The sequence below is a fragment of the Aeromicrobium choanae genome (genome assembly GCF_900167475.1).
In the GTDB taxonomy this organism is placed as follows: domain Bacteria; phylum Actinomycetota; class Actinomycetes; order Propionibacteriales; family Nocardioidaceae; genus Aeromicrobium; species Aeromicrobium choanae.
The window spans coordinates 115231-141742 of the sequence record NZ_LT796768.1 but is presented as its reverse complement, the minus strand read 5'-3'; the positions used below and the strand labels follow the sequence as shown (position 1 = coordinate 141742).

The window sequence follows — 26512 nt, the reverse complement described above, 5'->3', positions numbered from 1 at the left end:
AGCGATCGCATGAGCCGGGCCCTTCGCCCCCTGCTGTGTGGCCTGAGTGGTGTTCTGGTGCTGGCGGGAGTGGTGGCGGCCGCACCGGCGCAGGCGGCGCCGACCGCGTCGCTCACGGCATCGCGCTCCACCGTCATGCCCCACGAGAAGTTCACGATCGTGGTGAGGACGGGCACGCGCGTGAAGCGGCCGGTGGTGCTCAAGCACCGCGACGGAAGGAAGTGGCGGTCGTTCCGTACCACCACCGACGCCCGCGGAACCGCCCGCGTCACCGTTGCGACGGCGCGTCGCGTCGAGTTCCGCGCCGGTGTCCCGAAGGTCACGGTCCGCGGGAAGAAGTACCAGGCGCTCTCGACGAAGCGCGTCGTGGTGCGCACGGCAGCCCCGGCCGCGACGGTGTCCGTGGTGACCTCGCCGGGCCGGGTCGGCGTGACCGGCCGGGCGACACCGGCCCGGAAGGGTCGCAAGCTCAGTCTCCAGCGCCTCGACGGGGGGACCTGGCGCACGATCGTCGCGGGCCGTGCGGGCAACGCCGCCGGTCGCGTGGACTTCGGCACCCTGGGGACCCAGCAGGACCTCGGTGGACGGTCGTTCCGCGTGGTCGCCGGCGCGTGGAAGGGCGCCCCGCGGGTGATCGGGGTCGCGAGGGCCGTTCCCACGCTGCCGACTCCACCGCGGGAGGTCGAGATCGAGGAGCCGGTGGACGAGCCCTCGCCTGAGCCCACGCCCGAGCCGGCGCCACCGGTGACGCAGCTGTCGGTCACGATCCGCGGCGTCGGGGACCTGGACCCCTGCACCGAGGTCATCACGACCAAGACCGACTACGTCAGCGGCACGATGACGTTCCGTGACCGCAACGGCGGCGCGCCGACGTCGGTCGTGGCCCGCCTGCGGGTGCGCGGGAACTCGACGGCCTCCATCGCGCGGAAGCGTCCCTACAAGGTCAAGCTCGACAAGGCGGCCTCGCTGCTCGGCATGCCCGGCAGCAAGGACTGGGTCCTGCTGGCCAACCACTTCGACCGGTCGATGCTGCGCAACGACGTCGCGATGCGGTCGGCGCGGATGCTCGGTGCCCCTTGGGCGCCGCGGCTGGAGTCGGTGGACCTGCGCATCAACGGCCGGCTCTGCGGGGTCTACCAGTTCGGCGAGGGGATCGAGGCCGAGGACGGGCGCGTGGAGCTGGAGGCCGGCGACACGCTGCTCGAGGCCGACACGAACGACGACACGGATCCGCAGTTCCGGACCGACCGTGGCCTGCGCGTGTTCCTCAAGGCCGGCGAGACGAGCCACCCGCACCCCGTCGCGGAGGCGTTCCAGGAGGTCGAGGACCTGCTGTACGACGAGAGCTTCCCCGACAACGGCTACCGCGACCGCATCGACGTCGACTCCTTCGTGACGATGTACCTGGTCAACGAGCTCACCAAGAACCTCGACGCGGGCTTCCGCAACAGCGTGTACCTGGTGATGCGCGCGGACGGCACGCTCGCGATGGGCCCGCCGTGGGACTACGACGTCTCGCAGGGCCTCGTCGACCTCGGGTACGCCGGGGACCTGCACCAGCCCGCGGGGTGGTGGATCGGCCGTCTGTTCCACCCCCTGTTCCCCGACGACGCCTGGCGTGAGGCGCTGCTGCCGTCGCAGCTGTGGAGGGAGCCGGGAGGTCACTACTACAACCGGCTGCTCACCGATCCGTGGTTCGTCCAGCAGGTCCGCGACCGCTGGCGCGAGGCGTCGCCCGCGCTCGCGACGCTGGCCGGGCACGTCGACGACGAGTCGGTGCGTCTGCTCGACAACGCCGCGGCGAACTTCACGCCGCGCGAGGACGGGGGAGCGGGTCAGCTCGTCTGGGCCGCGCCCGAGGAGATCGGCTCGTGGACCCCCATGCTGCAGTTCGCGAGCGAGCCCGACTCCGGCGTCGCGCCGGGCGAGGGATGGCTGAAGGAGACGGCGCGTCTGCGTGACTGGATCGCCGGCCGGACCACGTGGATGGACGCGCAGTTCGCGCCGTCCGGCCGCTGAGCCGCCGGTTTTACGCGGGCCCCCGCCGTGCCGTAGACTGACAGTTGCTCTGGTTCTGGCATGCCCGGAATCGGCGCGAACATCCTGTCCACACTCAATTCCATCCACTCGGAGCCCAACTACATGACTTCCGGCCTCGCAACTCCTTCTGCGGCCCCGCAGGTTGCGGTCAACGACATCGGCAGCGAAGAGGACTTCCTCGCCGCGATCGACAAGACCATCAAGTACTTCAACGACGGCGACATCGTCGACGGCACCATCGTCAAGGTGGACCGCGACGAGGTCCTGCTCGACATCGGCTACAAGACCGAGGGCGTCATTCCCTCGCGTGAGCTGTCGATCAAGCACGACGTCGATCCGAACGAGGTCGTCCAGGTGGGCGACTCCGTCGAGGCCCTCGTCCTCCAGAAGGAGGACAAGGAAGGCCGTCTGATCCTGAGCAAGAAGCGTGCTCAGTACGAGCGCGCCTGGGGCGACATCGAGAAGATCAAGGAAGAGGACGGCGTCGTCGAGGGCACCGTCATCGAGGTCGTCAAGGGCGGCCTGATCATGGACATCGGCCTGCGTGGCTTCCTGCCCGCGTCGCTCGTCGAGATGCGTCGTGTCCGCGACCTGGACCCGTACATCGGCCAGAAGCTCGAGGCGAAGATCATCGAGCTCGACAAGAACCGCAACAACGTGGTCCTGTCGCGCCGTGCGTGGCTCGAGCAGACCCAGTCGGCCGTGCGCCAGAACTTCCTCAACGAGCTCAAGAAGGGCCAGGTCCGCAAGGGCGTCATCAGCTCGATCGTCAACTTCGGCGCCTTCGTCGATCTCGGTGGCGTCGACGGTCTGGTGCACGTCTCGGAGCTGTCCTGGAAGCACATCGACCACCCGAACGAGGTCGTTCAGGTCGGCGACGAGGTCACCGTCGAGGTGCTCGAGGTCGACCTGGAGCGCGAGCGCGTGTCGCTGTCGCTCAAGGCGACCCAGGAGGATCCGTGGCAGCACTTCGCCCGGACCCACCAGATCGGCCAGATCGTCCCGGGCAAGGTCACCAAGCTCGTCCCGTTCGGCGCGTTCGTGCGTGTCGAGGAGGGCATCGAGGGCCTGGTGCACATCTCCGAGCTCGCCGAGCGTCACGTCGAGATCCCCGAGCAGGTCGTCCAGATCGGCGACCAGGTCATGGTCAAGATCATCGACATCGACCTCGAGCGTCGCCGGATCTCGCTGTCGCTGAAGCAGGCCAACGAGACCGAGGTCGCGGCCGAGGCCGACAGCTTCGATCCCACCCTGTACGGCATGGCGTCGTCCTACGACGATCAGGGCAACTACATCTACCCCGATGGGTTCGATCCCGAGACGGGTGAATGGCAGGAGGGCTTCGACGAGGCCCGCGCCACGTGGGAGCGTCAGTACGCCGAGGCGCACGACCGCTGGGAAGCCCACAAGAAGCAGGTCGCCGAGGCCGAGAAGGCCAACCTCGAGGCCGGCGAGGTGGGCGAGTACACGTCCGCTCCCGCCGAGGAGGAGCAGACCGGCGGCTCGCTGGCTTCCGACGAGGCCCTGCAGGCCCTGCGTGAGAAGCTGACCGGCGGCGAGTGATCTCCCGCTGAGCACGACGAAGGCCCCCGACCACGTGGTCGGGGGCCTTCGCCGTTCCCCAGGTGTCGCGGACAGTCAGGAGTCGTACGACGCACCGAACGTGTCGCGCGGGTGGCTGCGGGGGCCGGGGCGGACACCGAGTCCGTCGTGGGTGATGGTCGTCCACAGTCCCGCCGTCGTCAGCGCGGCGGTCGTGGCCAGCAGGAGGAGCAGAATGATCATGTCTCCAATCCTGCGATCAATGGTATTCTGCCACCAGTGGCGGGAATGCCAGTTCCCGTCGATATCCCGCCAGGAGGCGCCATGACCAAGGTCGCGATGATCGTGCCCGAGCAGGCCGAGCCGTTCGGCATGGGCGTGCTGGCCGAGGTCTGGGCCGAGCCGCACCACCCCGACGACGACAACCCCGTCTTCGAGTTCGTCGCGTGCACCCCGGTGCCGGGAATCGTCTCCGGCTCGTCCGGGTTCGACTTCGTCGTGCGCCACGACCTGTCCGCGCTCGCCAACGCCGACCTGGTGGCCGTGGCCGCCAAGCGCGACTACCTCGTGGAGGATCCCCGGATCAGCGAGGCCCTGCGCGCGGCCCACGCCCGCGGCGCCACGATCATGGCCTCGTGCACGGCCGCGTTCAGCGTCGGCTATGCCGGACTGCTCGAGGGTCGTCGCTGCACCACGCACTGGCGCTACGGCGCCGAGCTGGCCGAGCGGTTCCCCGAGGCTGACGTGGACATCGACGTGCTCTACGTGGAGGACGCGGGCATCGTCACGGGAGCGGGCTCGGCGGGCGGCATCGACGCGAACCTGCACCTGCTGCGCCAGTGGTACGGCTCCCGGGTCGCCGCGACGGCCGCGCGCCGCATCGTGGTGCCGCCGCACCGCGACGGGGGCCAGGCGCAGTTCGTCCGCGCGCCGATGCCCGCCATCGAGGCCGAGACGCTGGCCCCGGTCCTGGACTGGGCGCAGCAGCACCTCGCCGAGCCGCTCACGGTGGCCGCGCTCGCCCAGCGGGCCCATCTCTCCGAGCGCACCTTCGCCCGCCGGTTCCGCGACGAGACGGGGACCACGCCGTGGCAGTGGCTGCTCGGCCGCCGTGTGGCGATGGCCGAGGAGCTGCTGGAGACCTCCGAGCTCTCGATCGAGCAGATCGCCCACCGCGTCGGGTTCGGGAACGCCGCCACCCTGCGCCACCACTTCGGCGCCGTCCGGGGCACCAGCCCGCAGGCCTACCGCCGGTCCTTCACGTGCGTCGAGTCGGCGTGAGGCTGCTCAGAGCTCGGTGCGCCTGACCTTGCCGGTGGCCGTGCGGGGGAGGGCGTGGACCCGCTCGTAGGACTTCGGGCGCTTCGGGGGTGCCAGGCGCTCCTGCGCGGTGGCCCGGAGGTCGGCCTCGGCGGCGTCGCCGACCCAGGCCGCGACGACCCGCTGTCCCCAGCGCTCGTCGGGACGGCCGAACACCGCGATCTCGACCACCCCGGGCACCTCGACCAGAGCGGCCTCGACCTCGGCGGGGTAGACGTTGACGCCGCCGCTGATGATGAGGTCGGTGCGGCGCGAGTCGAGGTGGACGAAGCCGTCCTCGTCGACGCGGCCGAGATCACCCACGGTGAACGCCGGGCCGTTCTCGGTCGGTCGCCATGCCTGCGCGGTGCGGTCGGGGTCGTTCCAGTACTCGAAGCGCCCCCAGGCGGGCACGGCGCACCACAGCTCGTCCTCGTGGTCCACGGTGATGACGCGGCCGGGTCGCGCCCGGCCCACGGTGCCGGGGTGCTGCTCCCACTCCGTGGCGGGACACGCCGTGAACTGGCCCTCGGTGGACCCGTAGAACTCCCACACCACGTCGGTGCCGAACAGCGCGTGGGCCCCGCGGCGGATGGGGTCGGGGCACGGCGCCCCGGCGTGCGCGACGAGGCGGAACGAGGAGACGTCGGTCGTCGCGCCGGACTCGAGGTGCGCGAGCAGTCGCTGCAGGTGGGCCGGCACGCAGAACATCGTCGTGGGGCGGACCGCCCGGACCGCCTCGCAGAACGCCTCCGGCGTGAACACCGGGAGGACCACGACGGAGCCACCGGCGAGCGCCGTGCCGAGCGCGAAGCGCAGGGGAGCGGAGTGGTAGAGCGGCGAGACCACCAGATTCACGTCCGAGGCGGCGAAGCCCCAGAGGTCCCGCTCCTCCAGGACGGCGGACTCGGCGTCTGCGGCGTCCCAGAATCCCGACCACACGCCCTTGGGGCGCCCGGTGGTGCCGGAGGTGAAGTGCATCGGGCGGCAGCGGGGAAACGGGTCGAGCTCGGCAGGATCGTCCGCGAGCAGCTCGGCGAACCGCATGAGCGAGTCCAGCACCAGAGCGGGGGAGACGTCGGCCAGGATCGGCTCGCGCTCGTGGGGCGTCAGCCGCGGGTCGAGGGGCACCGGGATGCGGCCCGAGGCGACGCAGCCCCACACCGCGGCCAGCAGCTCGACGCTGTTCGGCAGGCTGACGACCACGCGATCGCCCTCGGCCACGCCGGCGCGCTCGACGCCGGCGGCGAAGCGGCCCGCGAGGCGGCGCAGGTGTTCGGCGGGGACGGCCACGGGCTCGGCCGGGTGTGACATCGCTCATTCCTCTCGCGGCGGTTCGGCGGACTCGCTGGGATCCGCGTCCTCAGTATGGTTGACTGGCGAACGGCCGTTCCCCCGACTCCGTATTGGTATCGATGACCCAGACCCCCAAGCCCGGACACCGGCGCAAGCCCGTAGTCCGCGACCCTTGGTACGTCCGTGCCCGTCGGCACGGTGCCATCGCGACCGGTGTGGCCTCCGTCGGCGTGGCAGCGGTCGCCGCCCTCAGCACCTCCTCGGTCACCATGGCCGACGCCGCCGACAGCGCCGACGCAGCGCTGGTCTCCCAGGGCGACATCGTCACCGAGTCCCTCGGCGGCACGGCCCCCGCTCGCGCCTCGCGCAGCAGCGCCGAGCGCCCGCCCCTGCCGTCCGCGGCCGAGGCCGATGCCCTGGTGAAGGGCTCCCTCTACGCGCAGAAGACGGTCCCGGTCCGCGCCGATGCCTCCGACGACTCCCCGGTCCTGGCCACCGTGGCCAAGGGCAAGACGCTCCAGATCACCGGCGAGACCCGCGGCGGCTGGACCCAGGTCATGCACAACGATCTGCCGCGCTGGGTCTCCAGCAAGCTCGTCGCCAAGGAGGAGCCCAAGCTCGGGCCCACCGAGGGTGCGATCTCCACGGCAGCGTGCCTCCGCGGCTCCGGTGTCGAGTCGGGCCTGCAGCCCGACACCGTGCGCGTCTACCGCGCCGTCTGCGCCCGCTTCCCCGAGGTCGCGAACTACGGCGGCCTGGCCGGCCGTGGCGAGCACGCCACCGGTCACTCGCTCGACATCATGGTGCGCGGCCAGCTCGGCTGGGACATCGCCGCGTTCCTCCAGGCGAACCGCACCCAGCTCGGCGTCGACTACCTGATCTACGAGCAGCGCATCTGGACCGTGGAGCGCGGCGGCGAGGGCTGGCGGGGGATGAGCGACCGCGGCGGCGCCACGGCGAACCACTACGACCACGTCCACGTCACCACCGTCGGCAGCGCCGGCACCCTCTGAGCCAGCGCTGATGGCACGACGCGTCGGGCTGACGGGCGGCATCGCCTCGGGCAAGAGCTCCGTCAGTGGTCGCCTGGCCGAGCTCGGAGCCGTCGTCATCGACTACGACCGGCTGGCTCGTGAGGTCGTCGAGCCCGGCAGTCCCGCGCTCGACCTGATCGCGCAGCGGTTCGGCGCCGACGTGATCGCCGCCGACGGCACGCTCGACCGGCCGCGACTGGGCTCGCTCGTGTTCGCGGATCCGGCGGCGCTGAAGGACCTCGAGGCGATCACGCACCCCGCGATCCGCGACCTGGCCGCGCTGCGCGAGCGGCAGGCCGGCGAGGACGCGATCGTCGTGCACGACAACCCGCTGCTCGTCGAGATGGGTGCGGCCGCGGCCTGCGACGTGGTGATCGTGGTCGACGCTCCCGAGGACGTGCAGATCGCCCGCATGGTCGCCGACCGGGGCATGACCGAGGACGACGCCCGGGCCAGGATCGCGGCGCAGGCGTCGCGTGAGGTGCGCCGGGCCGCGGCCGACGTCGTCATCGACAACACCGGCACCCGGGAACAGCTGAGCGCCCGGACCGACGAGGTCTGGAAGGACCTGGTCGAGCCGGGCGCTCGCTGGGCCTGACGCCGCTGCAAGGCGTCGGGCCGGGGATGGCCGCTAGGCGGCCAGTTCGGGATCGGCGATCTCTCGCAGTCGCGCGATCGCCTGGCGCTCCACCTGACGCACGCGCTCGGCGGAGATGCCGTGGCGCTTGCCGATGTCGGCGAGCTTCTGCTGACGACCGTCGAGCAGGCCGTAGCGGGCCTTGACGATGTCGGCCTCGCGGGCGTCGAGGCGATCGACGAGCGCGAGCAGCTGATCACGGGCGTCGTGGTCGAGCATCGCCAGGTCGGGACCGGGCGTGCTGTCACGGGCGATCAGGTCGCCCAGGCTCGTGTCGCCGTCCTCGTCCACGGGGGAGTCGAGGCTGACGTGGTCACGGCCCCAGGCGAGCAGGTCGATGACGCGCTCGACGTCCATGCCGAGCTCGGCCGCGATCTCGGCGGGCTCGGGATCGTGCCCCAGCTGACGCTCGAGGTTGCGACGCGCGCCGGAGACCTGGTTGAGCTCCTCGACGACGTGCACGGGAAGGCGCACGACGCGAGCCTGCTGGGCCACGCCGCGCGTGATCGCCTGGCGGACCCACCACGTGGCGTAGGTCGAGAACTTGAAGCCCTTGGCGTAGTCGAACTTCTCGACCGCGCGGATGAGGCCGGTGTTGCCCTCCTGGATGAGGTCGAGCATCGGCATCTGGGCGCGCCCGTACTTGCGCGCGATCGACACGACGAGGCGCAGGTTCGCCTGGACGAACTCCTGCACGGCGCGGTCGCCCTCCTCGGCGATCCACTCCAGCTCCTCGCGGGTGGCGCGCTTGGGTGCGCCGCCCTTGGCGCGTCCGACCCGGCCGGTCTCGAGCAAGTGGCGGGCGAACAGCCCGGCCTCGATCGTGCGGCTCAGCTCGACTTCGCGCTCGGCATCGAGCAGCGGGGTGCGCGCGATCTCGGACAGGTACATGCCGACGCTGTCCTTGCCCTCGAATTCACGGTCTTCCACGGTGATCCTCCTGACGGTGGCTTCACCCGGTACAACGACCAAGGAAGCGCTGGGATTCCGTTCTCAGGACTTTCTTGGAATGGCCGATGTGACCCGCGTCGCAGTGTCGATGATCCAGGCCAGCTCCCAGGCCCGCTGACGCCACGCGGCGTAGCGTCCGCTGACCCCGCCGTGGCCCGCGGCCATCTCGGTGCGCAGCAGGACCGACCGCTCAGCTCCGGTGACCTCGCGCAGGCGGGCGACCCACTTGGCAGGCTCGACGTAGAGCACGCGCGTGTCGTTGAGCGAGGTGCCCGCGAGGATCGACGGGTACGCGACGTCGGCGACGTTCTCGTAGGGCGCGTAGCCCTTCATGTACGCGTAGACCTCGGGGTCGTGGAGGGGGTCACCCCACTCGTCCCACTCGATCACCGTCAGGGGCAGCGAGGGGTCGAGGATCGTGGTGAGCGGGTCGACGAACGGCACGTCGGCGAAGATGCCGGCGAAGGCGTCGGGGGCGAGGTTCGCCACCGCGCCCATCAGCAGGCCGCCCGCGCTGCCGCCCTCGGCCACGAGCCGGTCGGCCGAGGTCCAGCCCTCGTCGGCCAGGTGGCGGGCGCACGCGACGAAGTCGGTGAAGGTGTTCATCTTGGCCAGCTGCTTGCCCTGGTCGTACCAGGCGCGGCCGAGCTCGCCGCCGCCGCGGACGTGGGCCACGGCGTACACGAACCCGCGGTCGAGCAGGCTCAGCCGCGAGATCGAGAAGTCGGGGTCGAGGCTGATCTCGTACGAGCCGTAGCCGTAGATCACCCCGGGCGCGGAGCCGTCGCGCGGCGTGCCCTTGCGGCAGACGATCGACAGCGGCACCAGGGCGCCGTCGTCGGCCCGGACCCACGCGCGGTGCTGCTCGTAGTCCTCGTGATCGAAGTCGCCCAGCACGGGCGCCCGGCGGCGCAGGATCCGCTCGCCGGTGGTGGGGTCGAGGTCCCAGATGGTCGCGGGCTCGACGTAGGAGGTGTAGCCGATGCGCAGGTAGCGCGGGTCCCACTCGGCGTTGCCGGCCAGGCCGCACGTGAAGAGCTCGGCTTCGAAGTCGAGCTCCTGCGGCTGGCCGATCCCGTCGTCACTGATCGACATGAGGGCGAGCCGCGTGGTGGCGTCGCGGCGGTATGACAGCACGAGGTGGCGCGCGAACGCGTCGGCGGCCTCGAGCCGGACGGCGTCCGAGTGCGGTACGAGCACGGAGGTGGCGGTGGGGTCCTCGAGGGGTGCCAGCACGAGCTCGAAGTTGATCGCGCCGTCGTTGTGCAGGATCGCCAGCTGGTCGCGGCCGCCCACCACGAGGTGCTCGACGGAGTAGTCCACACCCTCGCGTCGCGGCCACACGACGTCGAACTCGCCCGTGGGGTCGTGGGCGTCGAGGAGGCGGACCTCGGTGGTGACCTTCGAGCCCACCGCGATCACGAGGAAGCGCTCGGAGCTGGTGCGGCCGAGCCCGACGAAGTACCGCTCGTCGGGCTCCTCGAAGACGAGCACGTCGTCGTCGGTGGAGCCGAGCTCGTGACGCCACACCCGGTGCGGCCGCCACGCGTCGTCGACCGTGACGTAGAAGAGGTGGCGACCGTCGGCCGACCAGGTGGCGCCGGGTGCGGCGCCCTCGATGTGGTCCTGGAGGACCTCGCCCGTGGAGAGGCGCCGGACCCGGATCGCGTACCGCTCGTCGCCCTGGGTGTCGACCGACCACGCCAGCAGGTCGCCGTCGTCGGAGACGCTGAAGGCGCCGAGGGAGAAGAACTCGTGGCCCTCGGCCTCGTCGTTGGAGTCGAGCAGGACCTGCTCGCCCGGCAGGGTGGCGCCGGGCTCGACCACGGGCGGGTCCCAGTCCTGCGGGCCGGCGATCGGGACGCGGCAGCGGATCGCGTACTGGCGGCCCTCGACGGTGCGGGAGTAGTACCACCAGCGGTCGTGCCGGACGGGCACCGACATGTCGGTCTCGAGGGTGCGGTCCTTGATCTCGGTGAAGACCTGCTCGCGCAGGTCGGCCAGGTGCGCCGTGGTGTCCTCGGCCCAGGCGTTCTCCGCCTCGAGGTAGGCGATCGTCTCGGGATCGTCCTTGTCGCGCAGCCACTCGTAGGCGTCGACGACGGTGTCGCCGTGGTGCGATCGCTCGCTGGGGCGGCGGGGGGCTCGGGGGACGGCAGGCCGCGGGTCGGTCATTCCCCGACCGTACCGGCCGGGTGCGACACGGGCTCCTGATGGCCGGGCGCGAGGTCGGGGTCGTCCGCGCGCAGGGTCCGTACGGGCCCGATCGGCGTGTGGCGGGTCTCGAACCGCACGGTGACGAGCCCCATCCCGCGGCCCCACACCCAGCCGTCGCCGTGCTCGGCGTGGTGCACGTCCATCCCGGGGGACCACTCGCGCGGTCGCTGCGGCTCGGGCGTCTCGTCCACCGCCTCCTCGAGGACGCCGTCCGGGTCCGGATCGGCCTCCTGCGCGAAGAGGTCGTCCTGCACCCAGTCGGCGAGTCCGCTGATGCCCACGCCGAGCAGGCGCAGGCCGCCGCCGACGTCGGTGGCGTCCAGCAGCCGGCGTGCCATGGCCACGATCGTCCGGGTCTGGTCGGTGGGCGCGGGGAGGCTGGTGGACCGCGTGTGGGTGCTGAAGTCGTGGTAGCGCACCTTGAGGGTGACCGTGCGTCCCGAGAGTCCGGCGCGGCGCAGTCGCTCGGCGGTGCGGCGGGCCATCGCGTCGCAGATCAGGCCCAGCTCGGTCCGGTCGACGATGTCGGTCTCGAACGTGTCCTCCGAGCTGACGGACTTGTTCTCGCGGTGTGAGCTGACCGCCCGGTCGTCGATCCCGCGGGACAGCCGGTGCAGCGACGCGCCGGCCGCGGAGCCGAGCAGGTCGACGAGCTCGGACTCGGTGTGCCGCCACACGTCGCCGACCCGCGTGATCCCCACGTGGTGCAGCCGTGCCGCCGTGGCGGGGCCGACCCCGGCGATGACGGTGATCGGCATGGGCTCCAGGAGGTCCTTCTCGGTGCCCGGCGCGACGATGAACGAGCCGTCCGGCTTCTCGATCTCGCTGGCGATCTTCGCCATGAGCTTCGACGGTGCGACCCCCACCGAGGCGGTGAGACCCTCGGTGAGGCGCGTGACGTCGGCGCGCAGCTCGGCGACGAGCTCGGGCACGGCGCCGGGATCGAACGCCTCACCCGCCGCCAGGTCCACGAACGCCTCGTCCAGCGAGAGCGGCTCCACGGCGGGGGAGAGGCGGCGCAGGCGCTCCATGACGATCGCCGAGGCCGCCCGGTACGCGTCGAACCGGCCGGAGAGGAACGCCGCGTGCGGGCACCGCGACCGGGCCTCGGCCATGCTCATCGCGGAGCGGACGCCGTAGCGCCGGGCCTCGTACGACGCGGTCGAGACGACGCCCCGCTGGCCGATCCCGCCGACGATCACCGGCTTGCCGCGCAGCGACGGCTTGTCCCGCTGCTCGACCGAGGCGAAGAACGCGTCCAGGTCCAGGTGCAGGATCGAGGCCGTCGGACGCATGCGCCCATTCTCCCCGGTGGCTCCCGGCGGCGACGGCTTTCGCGGGGCGACACGGAGGCGTAACAGGCAGGACACGCGTCGTCCCTAGCCTGACGCCATCATGAGGCGCCCCTCCGACTCCCGCGCGCTCGCGCGCGCGATCGCCGACCCGCCGTCGGTGCCGGACGTGCGCGCCCAGTCGGACCTCGTGGGGCTCGACCGGCGCTCCGTGCGCCCCGAGGACCTGCTGGCGAACTCCGTGGCCGTGATCGCTCCGGCCGCGAGTGCCCTCAGCGTCCCGTTCGTCCTGATGCGGGTCGTGGGTCCCGGCGCCTGGCTGAGCGCGGTCCTGGGGTTCGGGCTGGCCCTGCTGCTGGCGGCGGTGTTCTCCCAGTTCGCGACGCGGATCGCCGCGGCCGGCTCGATGTACACGTGGGTTACGCGCTCCCTGGGACCGTTCGCCGGGCTGCTCGTGGGCACCTCGATGCTGCTCGGCTACGGGATCCTCGTGGCGTTCGGGATCTCGCAGGCGATCCGCCGGTCGAGCGAGGCCGTCACGTCGGGCTCGACGGGTGGCGTGTCGGTGGACGCGTGGTCGCAGTGGTGGATCGGCGTCGCGGCGATCGCGGTGTGCCTGCTCGTGTCGGTGCGAGGCGTGCGCGTGGCGACCCGTCTCGCGCTCGTGGTCGAGACCGCCCTCGTGGTGGGACTGCTCGTGCTCGTCGCGCTCACGATCATGCGCGAGGGCCTGCCGTCGGCGTCCGTGCTCTCCCTCGACGGGGCCGACCCCTGGCGGATCGTGCTCGGAGCGACGGTGGTGATGGGGATCACGGTGGGGTTCGAGTCCGCGGCCGCCCTCGCGGGCGAGGCCGAACGACCGTTCTGGAGCATCCCCCGGGCGATGACGGGCGCCGTCCTCGTCGCGGCCGTCCTCTACGCGCTGGGATTCCTGGCGGCGAGCGCGCCGCTCGTGGCCGGCGACCACCGACGCGGCCCCGCCCAGCGCTGGTTCCCCGACTCGATCGACGTCCACGTGGCCGACGCGATCCTCAGCAGCCTGCTGGCGCTCTCGTTCCTCGCGCTCGCCCTGTGCGCCTGGAACGCCCTCGCCCGGGTGATCTTCTCCCTGGCGCGGGAGGGTGCGCTGCCGGCGTCACTCGGGCGCACGCACACCCGCTGGGGCTCGCCCGTCGCGGCGCTGGCCGTGATCACGCCGTTCGCGATCGCCCCGGCCACCGTGACCCTGCTGCTCGGCCGCGAGGTCGGTGAGCTCTCCATGACGCTGCTCAGGTCCGCGGTGCTGGTCCTGATCGTCGCGTACGCCCTCGTCGCGCTCGCCCTCCCGGTCTTCCTGTTCCGCATCGACGAGATCACTCCCGGTCCCGTCGTGGTCGCGGCGCTGGCGGTCGTCCTGACGATCACGCTCGCGGCGCTCGACACGGTCGAGGACGTCCGGCAGGGGGATCGGGGCGGACTGGTGCTCACGGCCGCGACCCTGGTCGGCGGTGTCCTGTGGTTCGCGTGGCTGCGCTCGCACCGCCGTCGTGCGTTGCGGCGGATGGGCATCCACGACGAGACGATCACGACGGACCTGCTGGGCGCATGAGCAGCGACACGCCCTCGAAGGCGCCACCCACGCCCTTCCGCGGCCGCGAGCCCGGTGCCGTGGACAACGCCTTCGCGATCCTCGAGCAGGTGGCCCGGTCGGGGGCCGGGGTGTCGGCGCGCGAGATCGCCGAGAGCCTCGGCATGCCGCGCGCCACCGCCTACCGGATCCTCAAGCACCTCGTGCAGCAGGAGTACCTCGTGCGCAGTCCCGACCTCTCCGGCTTCGCGCTCGGACAGCGGGTGCGCAACCTCGCCGGGGCGGTGGCTCCGCTCGACCCGACGGGCGGGCCCTAGGAGGGCGGCGCCTCACGGCCAGCCGAGCAGGACCCGCGCCCTGACGGTCGAGAGCGGAAGGAAGCCCGACTCGCCGGGGCGGGCCCGCATCGCGCGCGAGTCGAAGGACCGGCGCCGGTTGTCGCCCAGGACCCACACGTGGCCGGGCGGCACCGTCACGTCGTAGGTGCCGTTCGCGACCTCGGTCGACGGCTCGGCCAGGTAGGGCTCGTCGAGCACCCGGCCGTTGCGCAGGAGGGCGCCGCCGGGAGCGCAGCACGTGACGCGGTCGCCCGGGAGGCCGATCACACGCTTCACCATCGCGTCGGTCGCGGATGCGTCGGCCGGGGCGGTCCCGAGACGCTGGCGCTCGGCGTCGCTCCAGCTCCGTGGCAGGTCGAACACCACGACGTCGCCGTGGTCGAGCCGGCTCGTGCCGAGGGTGGTCGTGACCAAGGTGCTCCCGGCATCGTGCGCCGGTGCCATCGACGGGGACGTGACCGTGGCGTGGCCGACGAGCCCCGTCGCGAGGGACAGGGTGACGAGCCCCGCGAACGCCGCTCCGGCCCACCATCCGAGATGGCGGGGACGGCGCAGGCTCACGGCCGGGTGCACGTGGCCGGTCCGTCCTTCTCGCACCACTGGTCGAGCAGGTTCCGCATGTACTTGATCTCGGTGGTCTGCTCGCTGATGACGTGGGTCGCGGTGCTGCGGACGAACGCGTTCGACTGCTCGGGCAGGTAGTCCTGCGACATCGTGACGGCGCCCTCGTGGTGCTCGATCATCGCTCGCAGGAACGCGACCTGGGCCTCGGGGGGATCGAGCTCGGTGATCTCGTCGACCCGCGCCTGCGGAAGCATGCCCGGCATGGCGTTCGCGTCGTGGTCGTGGTCGTCCGACGCGGAGCCGGTGTCCTGCCAGGCGCGCAGCCACGCCTTCATGGTCGTGATCTCGTTCTTCTGGTCCTGGATGATGAATCGCGCCGACGAGCCGACCCGGTCGTCGAGGTCCGTGTGCCCGCGCACGTTCTCGGCCAGCTCGATCGCCTGGCGGTGGTGCATGATCATCTCCCGCGTGAAGACCACGTCGGCCGCGCTCGGCGGCTCGGCCTTCTGCAGGCGCGGGAACGCCTTGACGGTGCCCCAGGGGCGCTCGACGGTCTCGCGCCGCTCAGCGGTGTCGGCGGCCTTCGTGCCGCCGAGCGCGATCTGCTGGGGCTCGGTGCCGCAGGCGGCGAGGGTCGCGGCCGCCAGGGTGAGGGCGGCGGTTCGCAGGAGGACCTGGATGCGCATGAGGGCTCCGTCGTCGGGGGAGGTGCGGGGATCACGGCGAGCCGTGAGAGTGGGGTGGACCGGGGCGCCGCCCGTGGGTGACGCCCCGGTCCGTCGGATCAGCGCACGGTCACTTCTTGACCGTGAGCTTCACCGAGGTGCTGGCCGCCTTCACGGTGGAGCTGCCCGCGTAGGACACCTTCACCGCGTAGCCCTTGGCCTTCTTCGGTGCCGTGAACGTCAGGTTGGCCTTGCCCTTCACCAGGGTCAGGGTCCTCACCTTGCCGTCCACCGTGATCGACACCTTGCCGCTGACGGGCTTGCCACCGGCGGTCACCGTGACGGCGACCTTGTTCGTCCGGCCGGGCTTGACCGTCTTCGCCGCGAGACGCACCGACAGCTTCGGCGTCGACTTCACGACGGGCTTCGGCGTCGGGGCCGTGGTGGGCCTCGTCGTCGGTGCCGTCGTCGGGGCCGTGGTCGGCTCCGTCGTCGGCTCGGGCGTCGGCTCCGTCGTGGGCGGGGTGCCCCAGACGATCGCGTCGGACTCCGCGACGTTCGTCGGGAAGCCGGTGGCGGACGCGCTCACCTTGACCGTGATCGACGCGTTCATGTCGGCCTCGGTCAGGGTGTAGTCCTGACCGGTCGACACGGCCTCGCCGTTGCGGAACCAGGTGTGCGCGTACGTCAGCCGCTGCGCGGCGCTGCGCCACGTGCCCGTGCTGGACGTCAGGACCTTGCCGACCGCCGGCACGACCGCGGCGGCGCCGTCGGCCTTGTCGCTGATCTTCGGCTTGACCGTGTTCTCCGGGGTGCACGGCTTCGTCACCGCGTTGACCGAGGAGAACGGGCCGTTGATGCACTTGCGGGAATCGGTGATGGTCGGCTTCTGCGCGAAGAAGTCACGCGGCACCAGCTGGAACTTCTGCCAGTGGATCGGCATCGGCGACTGGTCCTCGTCCTTGTCCGTGTGGTGGAACCCGACGTTGACCCACGCGACCGGATCGGTCAGCTCGTGGGTGTCGCCGGCCACGTAGTCGAGGATGCTCTTGCCAGGGCAGCCCGCGTTGAGGTTGTCCGACGCGTACTCCTCGCACGAGCGGTAGTTCGTGAACGTCACCGAAGGCGCCCAGTCAGGGATGAGCTCGTTCGACGTGTTGTTGTTCACGATCTCGTAGGAGCGGGCGTGGCCGTCCTTGTTCTTGCTGTTGGGATTGAGCACCCGCCACCAGCTGAGCTGGTCGTGGTCGTCGTTCTCGATCGACGTGAAGGCCGAGCTCTTGACCGTTCCCGTGCCCTCGACGATCGGCGCCCGCGTACCGGCACCGGGGCTGGCGAAGTCCCACTGCTCGACGGTCTGCTTCTCGCCCTTGTCGATGCCGAAGTCGACCTTGAACATCGCGTTGTGCCAGTGCGAGCCGGCGTACGACTGGATCTCCTTCGTCGTGGTCTCGCCGCCGGTCGTCGTGGTCACCGACGACTTGCCCGAGAGCGGCCAGCCGGTCTTCGGGTTGTTGCCGAAGAACGCGTTCCCGCTGTCGGAGGCCCAGCCCGGGGCGATGTCGCCCGTGGCGCCGAGGCCGACGTCGATCTGGCCGTGGTCGTCGAAGGTCACCCGCTGCTGGTACTCGTACCAGCTGATCTTCGAGATGGACGAGACCGCGAGGGCCGTGCCCTGGTCGGCGTACAGCGTGCCGCCGCCGATCTGGGTCTCCTGGGCGTGCGTGACGAGGCCCATCGGGTCCTCCTGCACGCAGATGCCCGGGACGGTCCGCTCGACCAGCCGGCCGCTGTACGTGAACGACTGGTCCACGTCCATCGCCTCGCCGCTGCACACCTCGGGGCCCTGGGTCATCAGGTACTGCTTGCCGAACCCATAGGAGGTGATGTCGTTGTACTGGACGTGGCCGGTGTCGTACGGCACGTTCAGCTGGGCGATGTTGAGCTGGTCCAGGACCCGCTTGTACCCGGCGTACTCGTACTCGCCGGTCGCGGGCTTGAACTCGATCTGCTCGAGGATGAGGCCCTTGATCGGGTGGATGCGCGCGCACATCCGCCACGCGGAGCCGTTCTCGAGCTTCTTCGTGATCGCGCTGTCCGCGCAGGCCAGGGGCGAGTCCTCGGCGGCGGCTGCCGACGAGGGCAGGGCGGACACGAGCCCTGCTGTGAGGAATGCGGTCGCGCCGGCGGCGACGATCCGCGTCAGTGTCTTCATTCGCATCGGACTTCTCTTCCTGCTCACTGGGTGCGGACGATCTTCTGGGTGGACAGGTTGACGACGAAGTCGAAGGTGTTGAGGTACACCCCGGACGCGGTCGAGACCATGAGCTGGGCGCAGCGGTCCTTGCCGCACTCCTGGCCCTTGGACGTGGTCTTGTTGAAGACCCAGGCGCCGGCGACGTAGTCGACCTGGTCGGGATCGATGAGCGGGACGCCCATGTTCTCCTCGAACTCGGTCTTGAAGCCCAGGTCGGCGTCGGACTCGATGGCCAGCTTCATCGCCAGGTCCGCCTCGGTGGCGGAGGTCGGCGGCTGGGCCGTGCCGGACTTCTTCGTCTCGATGACCTGGCCTGCGCCCAGGTCGACGACCTGGTCGTACGTCACGTCGTGCGTGTAGTCGTAGAGGGCGACCACGGCGGTACGGCCGGTGTGGCCCTCACTGAGGTCCGGCAGGTCGGCGTAGAGGAACTCCGGTCCGGGCTTGCCGCGGACGTCGGTGGCGTCCGAGGGGACGCTCGAGTCCGTGGAGGCCACGTGGATCGCGTAGCCGGTCTCCTCGGCGGAGAGCCCGGCGCGGTCCTCGCCGAGCTTCGGCTTCTTGGTGGGCAGGTCTCCGTCGCCGACGACGTTGAACTTCGTGCTGTTGCCGGAGTCGGTGCCGCTGACGTCCTGCTGGGCCATGACGTAGGTCGTGGCGGCGGCAGTCAGTCCGAGAGCGAGGGCAGCGACGGCGACTTTGCGTGTCCTCCAGGGCACGCGCTGTGACGCATTCACATGGTCTCCTTGTGGGGCTGGAAGTGATCGACACCGGAAGGCACCGGGTCGTCGGGACCGGGTCGGGGAGCCGGTCCCTCGGTCCGCCGACGGGACGTCGGACCGAGGACTGGGGGGAGCCGCAGGGGCGGGGGATCAGCGCACGGTGGCCTTCTTCTTGAGGGAGGCACCCGAGGTCGAGGCGTCGCCGCTGTAGACGACGCGGACCGTGGCCCGGCCCTTGCGCAGGCCGGTGACCGTGATCGTCCGGGTGCCCTTGGCGAGCGTCGCCCGCTTGACCTTGGTCCTGCCGCCGACCTTGACGGTCACGGTGACCCGGCCCGTCCGCGCTCCGGCGGAGGAGACCGTGGCCTTGACCTTCAGTCGGCCCTTGCGCGGCGACGAGGCGCTGACGCGGATCCGCGACGTGGCCTTCGCGACGACGCGCACCGCGCTCGTGGCCGTGGCGGAGCCCCCGGCGTTCGTGGCCGTGACGACGACCGCGATCCGCCGGCCGGCGTCGGCGGCGGTCAGGCGGTGGGTGCGGGCCTTGGCGCCGGGGATCGTGGCGCCGTTGCGCGTCCAACGGAACGTGTGTGACGCCGCGGTGCTCCAGGAGCCGGTGCTCGCGGTGACGGTGCTGCCGACCCGGGAGGTGCCGCTGACCGTGGGCTTCGCGGTGCTGACGGGAGCGGAGACGACCGGGGCGGCGGCGATCGATCCGAACGGGGCGGACTCGCTCACGGCCGAGGTCCAGGCCGACTTGGTCGCGGTGGCGCGGACGATCAGCTGCGAGCCGATGTCGTCGACCGTGGTCCGGTACGTCGGCCCGGTTCCCACGACCGTGTCGCCGCGAAGCCACTGCAGGCTCACGCTCGCGTCGGCGGGCGCCCAGGTCCCGGCAGTGGCGCTCAGCACGGAGCCGGCGACGGTCGATCCGCTGATCGACGGCCTCGCCGTGTTCGCGATCGTCTGGACGGGCGGGGTGCCGCCCGTCACGGGGGCGGTAGGCGTGCTCGTGGCGGACTCGTGGGCACCCTGGACGGTCGCGATCACCCGGACCGAGATCGCGCGTCCGGAGTCGGCGTCACGGAGTCGGTAGGTCGACGCCGTCGCCCCCTCGATCACGACGCCGTTGCGCAGCCATTGGTAGCCGAAGTCGACGCCGACCGTGGGGAACCACGTGCCGCGCGCCGCCGTGAGGACCGAGTCCACGGCGGCGGTGCCGCTGATCGTGGGCCGGACGAGGTTCTCGCTGATCTGCGTGAGATAGGCGTTCGCGACGAACGTCTGACCGGTGCCGAGGCTGATGGGCGTCGCCTGGGGCTTGTCGGGCCGGTTGTCGTACCACTCGCTGACCGCCTCGTTCTGGTTCTCGAACCAGATCGTGTAGGAGCCGGCGTCGAGGCCACGGAACTCGTACGCGCCGGCGGCCGAGTCGGCGACGGTGGCGGCGACGAACTCGCCGGTGGACCGGTAGAGCGACACGTCGATGCCCGGTGCGATCACGTGGCCCGTCTCCAGGACGGTGCCTCGGATCACGCCGGTGCCGTCCTCGTGCGCCGCCGTCGCGGGGAGCGCCAGCGCGGTCGTCGCGACGGCCGCTGCGGTGAGGTGGGACAGGACTCGTGTGACTGACATGCGGGGAAGTTCCTTCGGCTGGGGACGATTCGGCCCTCAATCTGGCGGCGACGCGTTTCGGGAGGCGGTCGTCGCGCGAACCGGCGCGTTACGGGAGGCCTCCGGATGTGAAGGTGTCGCGATGGTGAATGAGACACCGAATGGGAATGTCCCGCCGTTCCAGCCGTTGTGCCGGCCACGAGCGGCACGCCGCTCAGGGGTGTCGGCGTCCGGGCGCGCCACCCCCGGCGTGACGGCCGTGTAAACATCGCGTCAAGGAGTACGGCCACGAGTTCGGCTGCCCGTACGATGACGACCGTGTCAGCCCCCTCTGCCCCGATCGCGCGCCTCGTCCGCGCCGCGTCGGTGAGCCTGTGGGCGACCCTCATGGCCGTCGGCGCCCACGTGGCCGGCAGCGGTGAGCCCCCGCCCGCCGTCGCCGTCGTCCCGGTCGTGGTGGCCGGGGGAGCGCTGGCCTGGTGGGCCGCCGCGCGGCGCATCGGCTTCGCCTCGGCGCTCGGCCTGCTCGCGGTGCCGCAGGTCGCCATCCACGTCCTGGCGGGCTACGTGCACGGGCATCAGGTCCTGCCCGGCCCGTCGATGGCCGTGGCCCACGTCGTCGGCCTCGTGCTGGTGGCCGCCGGCATCGCCGTGGCCGAGCGACTCTGGTGGGCCTGGTGGCAGCGCGTCTCCTTCGTCCTGAGGCTCGGGCACCGTCGAGCGGTTCCCGCGCGCGTGCCCCTCCCGTTCCTGACGACCGGACCGGTGTCCGGCGTCCGCCTCCTCGAGCACGTCGTGGTGCGGCGTGGTCCGCCTTCCTCCTGGGTCGTCATCGCCCCGGTCGCCCGCCCCTGCGGGTGACCTCGTGCCGCCTGTCCGCGGGCGGCTCCCCGAACTCAGGAGAAGAACCATGTCCCTTGCACGTCATGCTGCCCGGACGGCAGCACTCACCCTCACCTCGTCGGCCCTCGTCGTCTCCGCCGCCGCAGTGGCCTCGGCCCACGTCAGCGTGACCCCGTCCTCGACGGCGGCAGGCGCTTACAGCGTGCTGACCTTCTCGGTCGGCCACGGCTGTGGCACCTCGCCCACGACGCGACTGACCGTCCAGCTGCCCGAGGAGATCATCGCCGTCACGCCCACGGTCAACCCGAACTGGACGGTCGAGAAGAAGATCGAGAAGCTCGAGTCCGCGGTCGACAACGGCCACGGCGGCGAGTACACCGAGCGCGTGGCCGAGGTCGTCTACACGGCGAAGACCCCGCTGGAGGACGGCCTGCGCGACACCGTCGCGCTGCAGATGCCGTTGCCGGAGGAGGAGGGCACCAAGCTCGTCTTCCCCGTGATCCAGACCTGCGAGGAGGGCGAGACCGCCTGGACCCAGACGTACGACGAGGGCCAGGACGAGCCCGAGTCCCCGGCGCCCTTCATCGAGACCACGGCCTCCGAGGGTGACGGTCACGGCGCCACGGACGAGGAAGCCGCGGATCACGAGGAGGCCGGCACCGGCTCCAATACGCTCGGCTGGGTGGGCGTCGTGCTCGGCGCCCTCGGCCTGGCAGCGGGCGGGCTCGCGCTCGGCCGCACCCGGAGCCGCGGGTGACCCACGCCCCGGTGGCCCGGAGGGCACGGCTCGCCGCCGTGCTCTCCGGGCTGCTCCTGCTCCTGGTGTGGCCCGTCGCGGCCTTCGGCCATGCGTCGCCGATCGGGAGCAACCCCGCCGACGGCCAGGTGCTCACGCAGTCACCGGCCGAGCTGACGGTCACCTTCACCGAGCCGGTCAGCCTCGCCGGCACGGGCAACGCGGTGCTCGACGCCGCCGGTGAGACCGAGGCCGCGGAGTTCTCCGTGCGCGACACCGTGCTGCGGATCCGGCCGGCGGAGCCGCTGGCCGACGGCACCCACGTGGTGACGTGGCGCGTCGTGTCGGCCGACTCCCATCCCGTCAGCGGGGGATTCACCTTCGCCATCGGCGCGGCCACGCCCGGTGCCATCGGGGTCCCGACCACGGAGACCGAGCGCGAGCTCGTCGTCGCGCGGACCGTCGTCGAGGCGCTCAGGTACGCCGGTGCCCTCGGCGTCGCCGGTCTGGTCGTCTTCTCGCTCTTCATCGCCCCCGGTGCGGCGCGCCGTCAGCCCGGCGTCGAGCGGCGCACACGGCGCACCACGGCCGGCCTCGGTGCGCTCGCGGTGCTCGCCGCGGTCCTGCTCATGCCGCTCACCGCCGTCTGGGAGTCCGGAGGGCCGCTGTCGTCGGTGATGACCGCCGAGGCGTGGCGCGACGGTGCCACCTCCTCCGCCGGGCTCGCCGCGCTCGTGCTGACGGCCGGGGTTGCGGCCGCGCTCCTGGGCCGTGCACGCGAGCCCGTCCTCGCCGCGGTGGGTGCGGCCCTCGTCGTCGCGTCACTGCTCCAGGTCGGTCACACGCGCAGCTACGGCCCGTGGTGGCTCGTCCTGACAGCGGACCTCGTCCACGTGAGCGCCGGCGCCCTGTGGTGGGGTGGCCTGCTGGGCCTGGGCCTCGTGCTCGCGGCCGGTCCGGCGCTGCGGGTGCAGGACCGCGCCGCGGCCGTCGCCCGCTTCTCGGCCGCCGCCGGAGTGACGCTCGTCGCGCTCGCCGTCGCGGGGGTCGTCCTCTTCTGGCGGATCGCCGGGTCGTTCCCAGCGCTGTGGGAGACCGGCTACGGCCGAGCGGTGCTCGTGAAGGTGCTGCTGCTCGTGCCCGTCGTCGCGGTGGCCGCCTGGAACCGTCGCGTGCTGGTCGGCCGGTTGAGCGGGCGTGAGGCCTCGTCGGCCGCGGAGTTGCTCCGCCGCACGGTCTCGTTCGAGGCCGTCGTGGTCGCGGCCGTGCTCGTGGCCACCGGCGCGCTGGTCGGACAGACCCCTCCGGCCAGGTCCGACACGATCGTGCAGGACGTCCCCACCGTGCAGCGGCTCGAGCTCGACCTGGGGGAGTCCCACCGGGTGGACGTGGTCGTCTCGCCGGTGCGTCAGGGCACCAACGCCATCCAGGTGACGCTCACCGACACGGCCGGCGACGTCGTCGACCTCGAGGAGACGCCACGCCTCCAGATCGCGCTCGAGGAGGCCGAGGTCGGGCCGATCAACCGGCCGCTGGTCCGCACGAGGGCCGGTCACTGGGAGGGCACCGCCGACCTGCCACTGCCGGGCGCGTGGCGCCTCTCGGTGTCCGCGCGACTGACCCGGTTCGACGAGCCCGTGGTGTCCGGAGAGGTGGAGATCCCATGAGCCGACGACACGCGCCGATGCGGGCCATTGCGCTCGTGGCCGCCCTGGTCGCGGTGCTGCTCGGCCCGGCCGCGCCGGCGCTCGCGGATGTGGCGATCGACGAGGTCCTGCCCCAGGGCAACGGCACGTCCGTCCTCGTCGTCACGGTGGAAGGCGGGTGCGAGTCGTCGACCACCGGTCTCGCGCTCGAGCTTCCGGAGGACACGTCGGTGATCGACGCGACGGGACCCGACGGGTGGAACCGGGTCCTGGACGGGCGCCGGATCGAGTTCGCCGGGCCCGGCCTCCCGCCCGCGCAGGTGACCGAGTTCCTGCTCACCTCACGCATCGGGGCCGAGTCGGGGGAGTTCGTCACCGTGGCCGCCGAGCAGCGGTGCGAGGGCGTGACCGACGCGGTGCGCTCCGAGCCCCGGTTCGAGGTGACGGCCGAGGCGGTCGACCCGAGGATGACCGTCCGGGAGCCGCCCCGGGTGTCTCCGGGCGCCGACAGCGCCCAGGTCGCCCTCGTGATCGCCGTGTTCGTACTCGCCGTGGCGTACGGCGCCGTGTCGGCCCGGAGACGGACCGCCCGGCGCTAGGAAGGGCGCCGGCCTCCGCCGTCCACAGGGCCGGCGGAGCGCCGCCGCTCGTCCACAGGGGCGCGGCGAGGGGTACAGCCGGACCCTCGCCAGGCACGAAGGTCGTCCCATGCCTGACGACGTGTTCCGCGCCCACACCCATGAAGACCTCCTCAACGCGCTGCCGACGTTCTTCGGCTTCGTCCCCCGCGAGTGCGTGATCGCTCTCGCGGTGTCGGGCCCGAACTGCCGGTTCGGGTTCAGACTCCGGCACGACCTGCCCGATCCGGGGTTCGAGGACGACCTCGCGGCCGACCTCGCGGGGCATCTCCTGCGCAACGGCGACGAGGGCTTCTTCCTCTTCGCGCTGTCCGAGGACGCGGAGCGGGCTCGCACCATGGCCCTCGCCCTGCGCGATGCGCTGCCGCCGCGCCGGGACTGGCTGACGCTCTGGGCGGACGGCGATCGGTACTGGGCCGATCTTTCCGGCCACCCCGAGGGCGGTCTGCCGTACACGCTCGACGAGCACCACGAGGCGATCGTGCACGCCGTCGCGCAGGGCCAGGTGATCGCGCGCGACCGATCCGACCTGGCCGCCGAGGTGGCACCCGCCCGGGGGCAGCGGCAGCGGTGGCTCGAAGCGGCCCATGAGGAGGTGCTCCAGCGCTTCATGGCGCGGGCACTCACGACGGACCCGGAAGCCTTCCTGTCGCGCGAGCAGGAGACGGTCGCCCGACTCACCGAGCGCTTCCTCGTCGAGGAGCGGCTCACGGACGGTGACCTCGTGGAGCTGGCCGTCCGGGTCTCGGGCCGGCAGGTGCGCGACTCGGCCTGGCTGGGCATCACCCGGCAGAACGCCATGCCGATGTACGCCCTGTGGGCCGCGGTCTCGCGGGTCGCCGCCGCGGACTTCGCGCCGGCCTCGCTGTGCCTCGCAGGCTTCGCTGCCTGGCAGATGGGCGACGGCGTGCGGGCGCGCTTCGCGCTCGAGCGGGCCCTCGCACTGGAGCCGCACTACCGCATGGGGCTGCTGCTGCACGGCGCGCTCGAGGCGGGCCTGCATCCTGACCGCTGGTCGGCGGCCGATGCGAGCGCCTGATCGGCCCTAGGCTGGCTGCATGGGACAAGACGTCGAAGCCCGTGAGTTCACCGGCGAGGACCGTGCGAGGTATCGCGCCAAGGTGCGCCGGAACCTCGACGTGCTGGCGGCGATGCTGGGGGAGCAGGACTTCTCCGTGCCCGACCCGCACGTCGGCATCGAGATCGAGTTCAACCTCGTCGACGAGAGCGGCGACCCGGCGCTGCGCAACGCCGAGACGCTCGACGCCATCGCGACCGAGGACTTCCAGACCGAGCTGGGCCAGTTCAACGTCGAGATCAACGTGCCCCCGTCGCCCGTGGCGGGGCGGGGCCTGGCCGACATGGCCGACAGCATGCGCGACGACCTGAACGCCGCCCAGCAGAAGGCCCAGACCGTCGGCACCGGGCTGATGATGATCGGCATCCTCCCCACGCTCGACACGCAGCACCTCACCCGCGAGGCGATCTCGTCCAATCCGCGGTACCACCTGCTGTCGGACCAGATCCTCACGGCGCGCGGCGAGGACATCCACCTGGTCATCAACGGGGTCGAGCGTCTCCGCACGACGATCGACACGATCATCGCCGAGGCCGCGTGCACGAGCACCCAGCTGCACCTGCAGGTCGAGCCCGACGACTTCGCGCCCACGTGGAACGCCGCTCAGGCGATCGCCGGGGTCCAGATCGCCGTGGGCGCCAACTCGCCGTTCTTCCTGGGCCGCCGGCTGTGGCAGGAGACCCGCATCGCGCTGTTCGAGCAGGCCACCGACACGCGCACCGACGAGCTCAAGGCGCAGGGCGTGCGTCCCCGCGTGTGGTTCGGCGAGCGGTGGATCACCTCGGTCTTCGACCTGTTCGAGGAGAACTCGCGCTACTTCCCGGCGCTGCTGCCGATCGTCGACGACGAGGACCCCGTGACCGAGATCGAGGCGGGCCGGATTCCGACCCTGCCCGAGCTGCGGCTGCACAACGGCACGATCTGGCGCTGGAACCGCCCGATCTACGACGTCGTCGACGGCAAGCCGCACCTGCGCGTGGAGAACCGGCTGCTGCCCTCGGGCCCCACGGTGAAGGACACCGTCGCCAATGCCGCCCTCTTCTACGGGCTGGTGACGGCGCTGACCGAGCAGGACCGTCCGGTGTGGAGCCAGCTGTCGTTCCGCGCCGCGGAGGAGGGCTTCCACGAGGCGGCGTCCGCCGGGATCGAGGCCGAGGCCTACTGGCCCGGCATCGGCACGGTGCCGGTCCGTGAGCTCGTGCTGCGGCACCTGCTGCCCCTGGCCCACATCGGGCTGGAGCGACGCGGGGTCGACGGCCCGGTGATCGACGAGTTCCTCCAGATCATCGAGCGGCGCTGTGTCACGGGCCAGAACGGCTCCTCGTGGATGACGGCCCAGTTCGACCGTCTCCACACGCGAGGCTCCGACGTCTTCGACTCGATGCGTGCCCTGACCCGGCGCTACGCCGAGCACATGCACACCGGCGAACCCGTGCATTCCTGGCCCGTCGACTGAACCGGTACCCGGGTGTTTCGGGCACCGTGGCAGACTTGACCCAGAGGTTGACCGCAGGCCTCATTGTCATGCCCGAAACG

Annotated in this window: 23 protein-coding genes; 13 read left to right on the top strand and 10 right to left on the bottom strand. The window is 71.7% G+C overall.

Annotation, left to right across the window (positions count from 1 at the left end; genetic code table 11):
• Window positions 1-9: 9 nt before the first annotated feature.
• Both B5D60_RS00665 and rpsA read left to right on the top strand, forming a co-directional pair.
• On the top strand, window positions 10-2019 hold the full coding sequence (locus B5D60_RS00665; RefSeq protein ID WP_153302810.1) for a CotH kinase family protein: 2010 nt from the start codon (window positions 10-12) through the stop codon (window positions 2017-2019).
• 123 nt (window positions 2020-2142) lie between these two features.
• Window positions 2143-3603: a 30S ribosomal protein S1 gene (rpsA, locus tag B5D60_RS00660; RefSeq protein ID WP_078701210.1), complete on the top strand. Its 1461-nt coding sequence runs from the start codon at window positions 2143-2145 to the stop codon at window positions 3601-3603.
• Window positions 3604-3678: 75 nt separating this feature from the next.
• On the opposite strand, the gene B5D60_RS16875 is transcribed toward rpsA, so the two are convergent.
• On the bottom strand, window positions 3679-3825 hold the full coding sequence (locus B5D60_RS16875) for a hypothetical protein (protein ID WP_172806214.1): 147 nt from the start codon (window positions 3823-3825) through the stop codon (window positions 3679-3681).
• Between the two features lie 81 nt (window positions 3826-3906).
• On the opposite strand from B5D60_RS16875, the gene B5D60_RS00655 reads away from it, so the two are divergent.
• Window positions 3907-4863 (top strand): helix-turn-helix domain-containing protein, encoded by a 957-nt coding sequence (locus tag B5D60_RS00655; RefSeq protein ID WP_078698357.1) that lies wholly within the window; start codon window positions 3907-3909, stop codon window positions 4861-4863.
• 6 nt (window positions 4864-4869) lie between these two features.
• Here the strand turns inward: B5D60_RS00655 and B5D60_RS00650 are convergent, their stop codons facing one another.
• On the bottom strand, window positions 4870-6195 hold the full coding sequence (locus tag B5D60_RS00650; RefSeq protein WP_078698356.1) for a class I adenylate-forming enzyme family protein: 1326 nt from the start codon (window positions 6193-6195) through the stop codon (window positions 4870-4872).
• Window positions 6196-6296: 101 nt separating this feature from the next.
• Between B5D60_RS00650 and B5D60_RS00645 the strand changes: the two genes are divergently transcribed.
• Both B5D60_RS00645 and coaE read left to right on the top strand, forming a co-directional pair.
• Window positions 6297-7190 carry an SH3 domain-containing protein gene (locus B5D60_RS00645; RefSeq protein WP_078698355.1) on the top strand — a complete coding sequence of 298 codons (894 nt, stop codon included), beginning with the start codon at window positions 6297-6299 and terminating at the stop codon, window positions 7188-7190.
• A gap of 10 nt (window positions 7191-7200) precedes the next feature.
• On the top strand, window positions 7201-7809 hold the full coding sequence (gene coaE, locus B5D60_RS00640) for a dephospho-CoA kinase (protein ID WP_078698354.1): 609 nt from the start codon (window positions 7201-7203) through the stop codon (window positions 7807-7809).
• Window positions 7810-7842: 33 nt separating this feature from the next.
• Here coaE and B5D60_RS00635 read toward each other — a convergent pair whose 3' ends face one another.
• The 3 genes from B5D60_RS00635 to B5D60_RS00625 all read right to left on the bottom strand — a co-directional run bounded on the left by B5D60_RS00635 (window position 7843) and on the right by B5D60_RS00625 (window position 12311).
• The gene (locus B5D60_RS00635) at window positions 7843-8739 is read right to left on the bottom strand and encodes a sigma-70 family RNA polymerase sigma factor (RefSeq protein ID WP_078701209.1); all 897 of its coding nucleotides are present in this window, start codon (window positions 8737-8739) and stop codon (window positions 7843-7845) included.
• A 102-nt stretch (window positions 8740-8841) separates the two neighbouring features.
• Window positions 8842-10974 carry a S9 family peptidase gene (locus B5D60_RS00630; RefSeq protein WP_078698353.1) on the bottom strand — a complete coding sequence of 711 codons (2133 nt, stop codon included), beginning with the start codon at window positions 10972-10974 and terminating at the stop codon, window positions 8842-8844.
• Window positions 10971-12311 (bottom strand): DNA polymerase IV, encoded by a 1341-nt coding sequence (locus B5D60_RS00625; protein WP_078698352.1) that lies wholly within the window; start codon window positions 12309-12311, stop codon window positions 10971-10973. Before B5D60_RS00625 ends, B5D60_RS00630 begins: the two co-directional genes overlap by 4 nt.
• A 100-nt stretch (window positions 12312-12411) precedes the next feature.
• Between B5D60_RS00625 and B5D60_RS00620 the strand changes: the two genes are divergently transcribed.
• Complete coding sequence (locus tag B5D60_RS00620) at window positions 12412-13896, top strand: APC family permease (RefSeq protein ID WP_078698351.1); 1485 nt, start codon at window positions 12412-12414, stop codon at window positions 13894-13896.
• A complete protein-coding gene (locus B5D60_RS00615) occupies window positions 13893-14192 on the top strand; it encodes a helix-turn-helix domain-containing protein (RefSeq protein ID WP_078698350.1) in 300 nt (99 codons plus the stop codon). Before B5D60_RS00620 ends, B5D60_RS00615 begins: the two co-directional genes overlap by 4 nt.
• A gap of 12 nt (window positions 14193-14204) precedes the next feature.
• Here B5D60_RS00615 and lepB read toward each other — a convergent pair whose 3' ends face one another.
• From lepB to B5D60_RS00590, 5 genes are all read right to left on the bottom strand, one after another.
• Window positions 14205-14774, bottom strand: a complete 570-nt coding sequence (gene lepB, locus B5D60_RS00610; RefSeq protein WP_172806213.1) for a signal peptidase I — start codon at window positions 14772-14774, stop codon at window positions 14205-14207.
• Window positions 14771-15463, bottom strand: coding sequence for a DUF305 domain-containing protein (locus B5D60_RS00605; protein ID WP_078698348.1), 693 nt, complete (start codon window positions 15461-15463; stop codon window positions 14771-14773). Before B5D60_RS00605 ends, lepB begins: the two co-directional genes overlap by 4 nt.
• Before the next feature lie 109 nt (window positions 15464-15572).
• Complete coding sequence (locus tag B5D60_RS00600; RefSeq protein WP_172806212.1) at window positions 15573-17657, bottom strand: copper amine oxidase; 2085 nt, start codon at window positions 17655-17657, stop codon at window positions 15573-15575.
• Between the two features lie 23 nt (window positions 17658-17680).
• A complete protein-coding gene (locus B5D60_RS00595; RefSeq protein WP_078698346.1) occupies window positions 17681-18343 on the bottom strand; it encodes a hypothetical protein in 663 nt (220 codons plus the stop codon).
• A 228-nt stretch (window positions 18344-18571) separates the two neighbouring features.
• Window positions 18572-20056, bottom strand: a complete 1485-nt coding sequence (locus B5D60_RS00590; RefSeq protein WP_078698345.1) for a hypothetical protein — start codon at window positions 20054-20056, stop codon at window positions 18572-18574.
• Between the two features lie 297 nt (window positions 20057-20353).
• Here B5D60_RS00590 and B5D60_RS00585 point away from each other — a divergent pair, with 297 nt between their 5' ends.
• From B5D60_RS00585 to B5D60_RS00560, 6 genes are all read left to right on the top strand, one after another.
• Window positions 20354-20896: a hypothetical protein gene (locus B5D60_RS00585; RefSeq protein WP_153302807.1), complete on the top strand. Its 543-nt coding sequence runs from the start codon at window positions 20354-20356 to the stop codon at window positions 20894-20896.
• Window positions 20897-20945: 49 nt separating this feature from the next.
• Entirely contained in the window at window positions 20946-21635 is a 690-nt protein-coding gene (locus B5D60_RS00580) for a YcnI family copper-binding membrane protein (protein WP_078698343.1), read from the top strand.
• Window positions 21632-23281, top strand: a complete 1650-nt coding sequence (locus B5D60_RS00575) for a copper resistance CopC family protein (protein ID WP_078698342.1) — start codon at window positions 21632-21634, stop codon at window positions 23279-23281. Before B5D60_RS00580 ends, B5D60_RS00575 begins: the two co-directional genes overlap by 4 nt.
• Entirely contained in the window at window positions 23278-23859 is a 582-nt protein-coding gene (locus tag B5D60_RS00570; RefSeq protein ID WP_153302806.1) for a hypothetical protein, read from the top strand. Before B5D60_RS00575 ends, B5D60_RS00570 begins: the two co-directional genes overlap by 4 nt.
• A 109-nt stretch (window positions 23860-23968) precedes the next feature.
• Window positions 23969-24937, top strand: coding sequence for a DUF4192 domain-containing protein (locus B5D60_RS00565; RefSeq protein WP_078698340.1), 969 nt, complete (start codon window positions 23969-23971; stop codon window positions 24935-24937).
• Window positions 24938-24956: 19 nt separating this feature from the next.
• The gene (locus tag B5D60_RS00560; protein WP_078698339.1) at window positions 24957-26432 is read left to right on the top strand and encodes a glutamate-cysteine ligase family protein; all 1476 of its coding nucleotides are present in this window, start codon (window positions 24957-24959) and stop codon (window positions 26430-26432) included.
• Window positions 26433-26512: the final 80 nt, after the last annotated feature.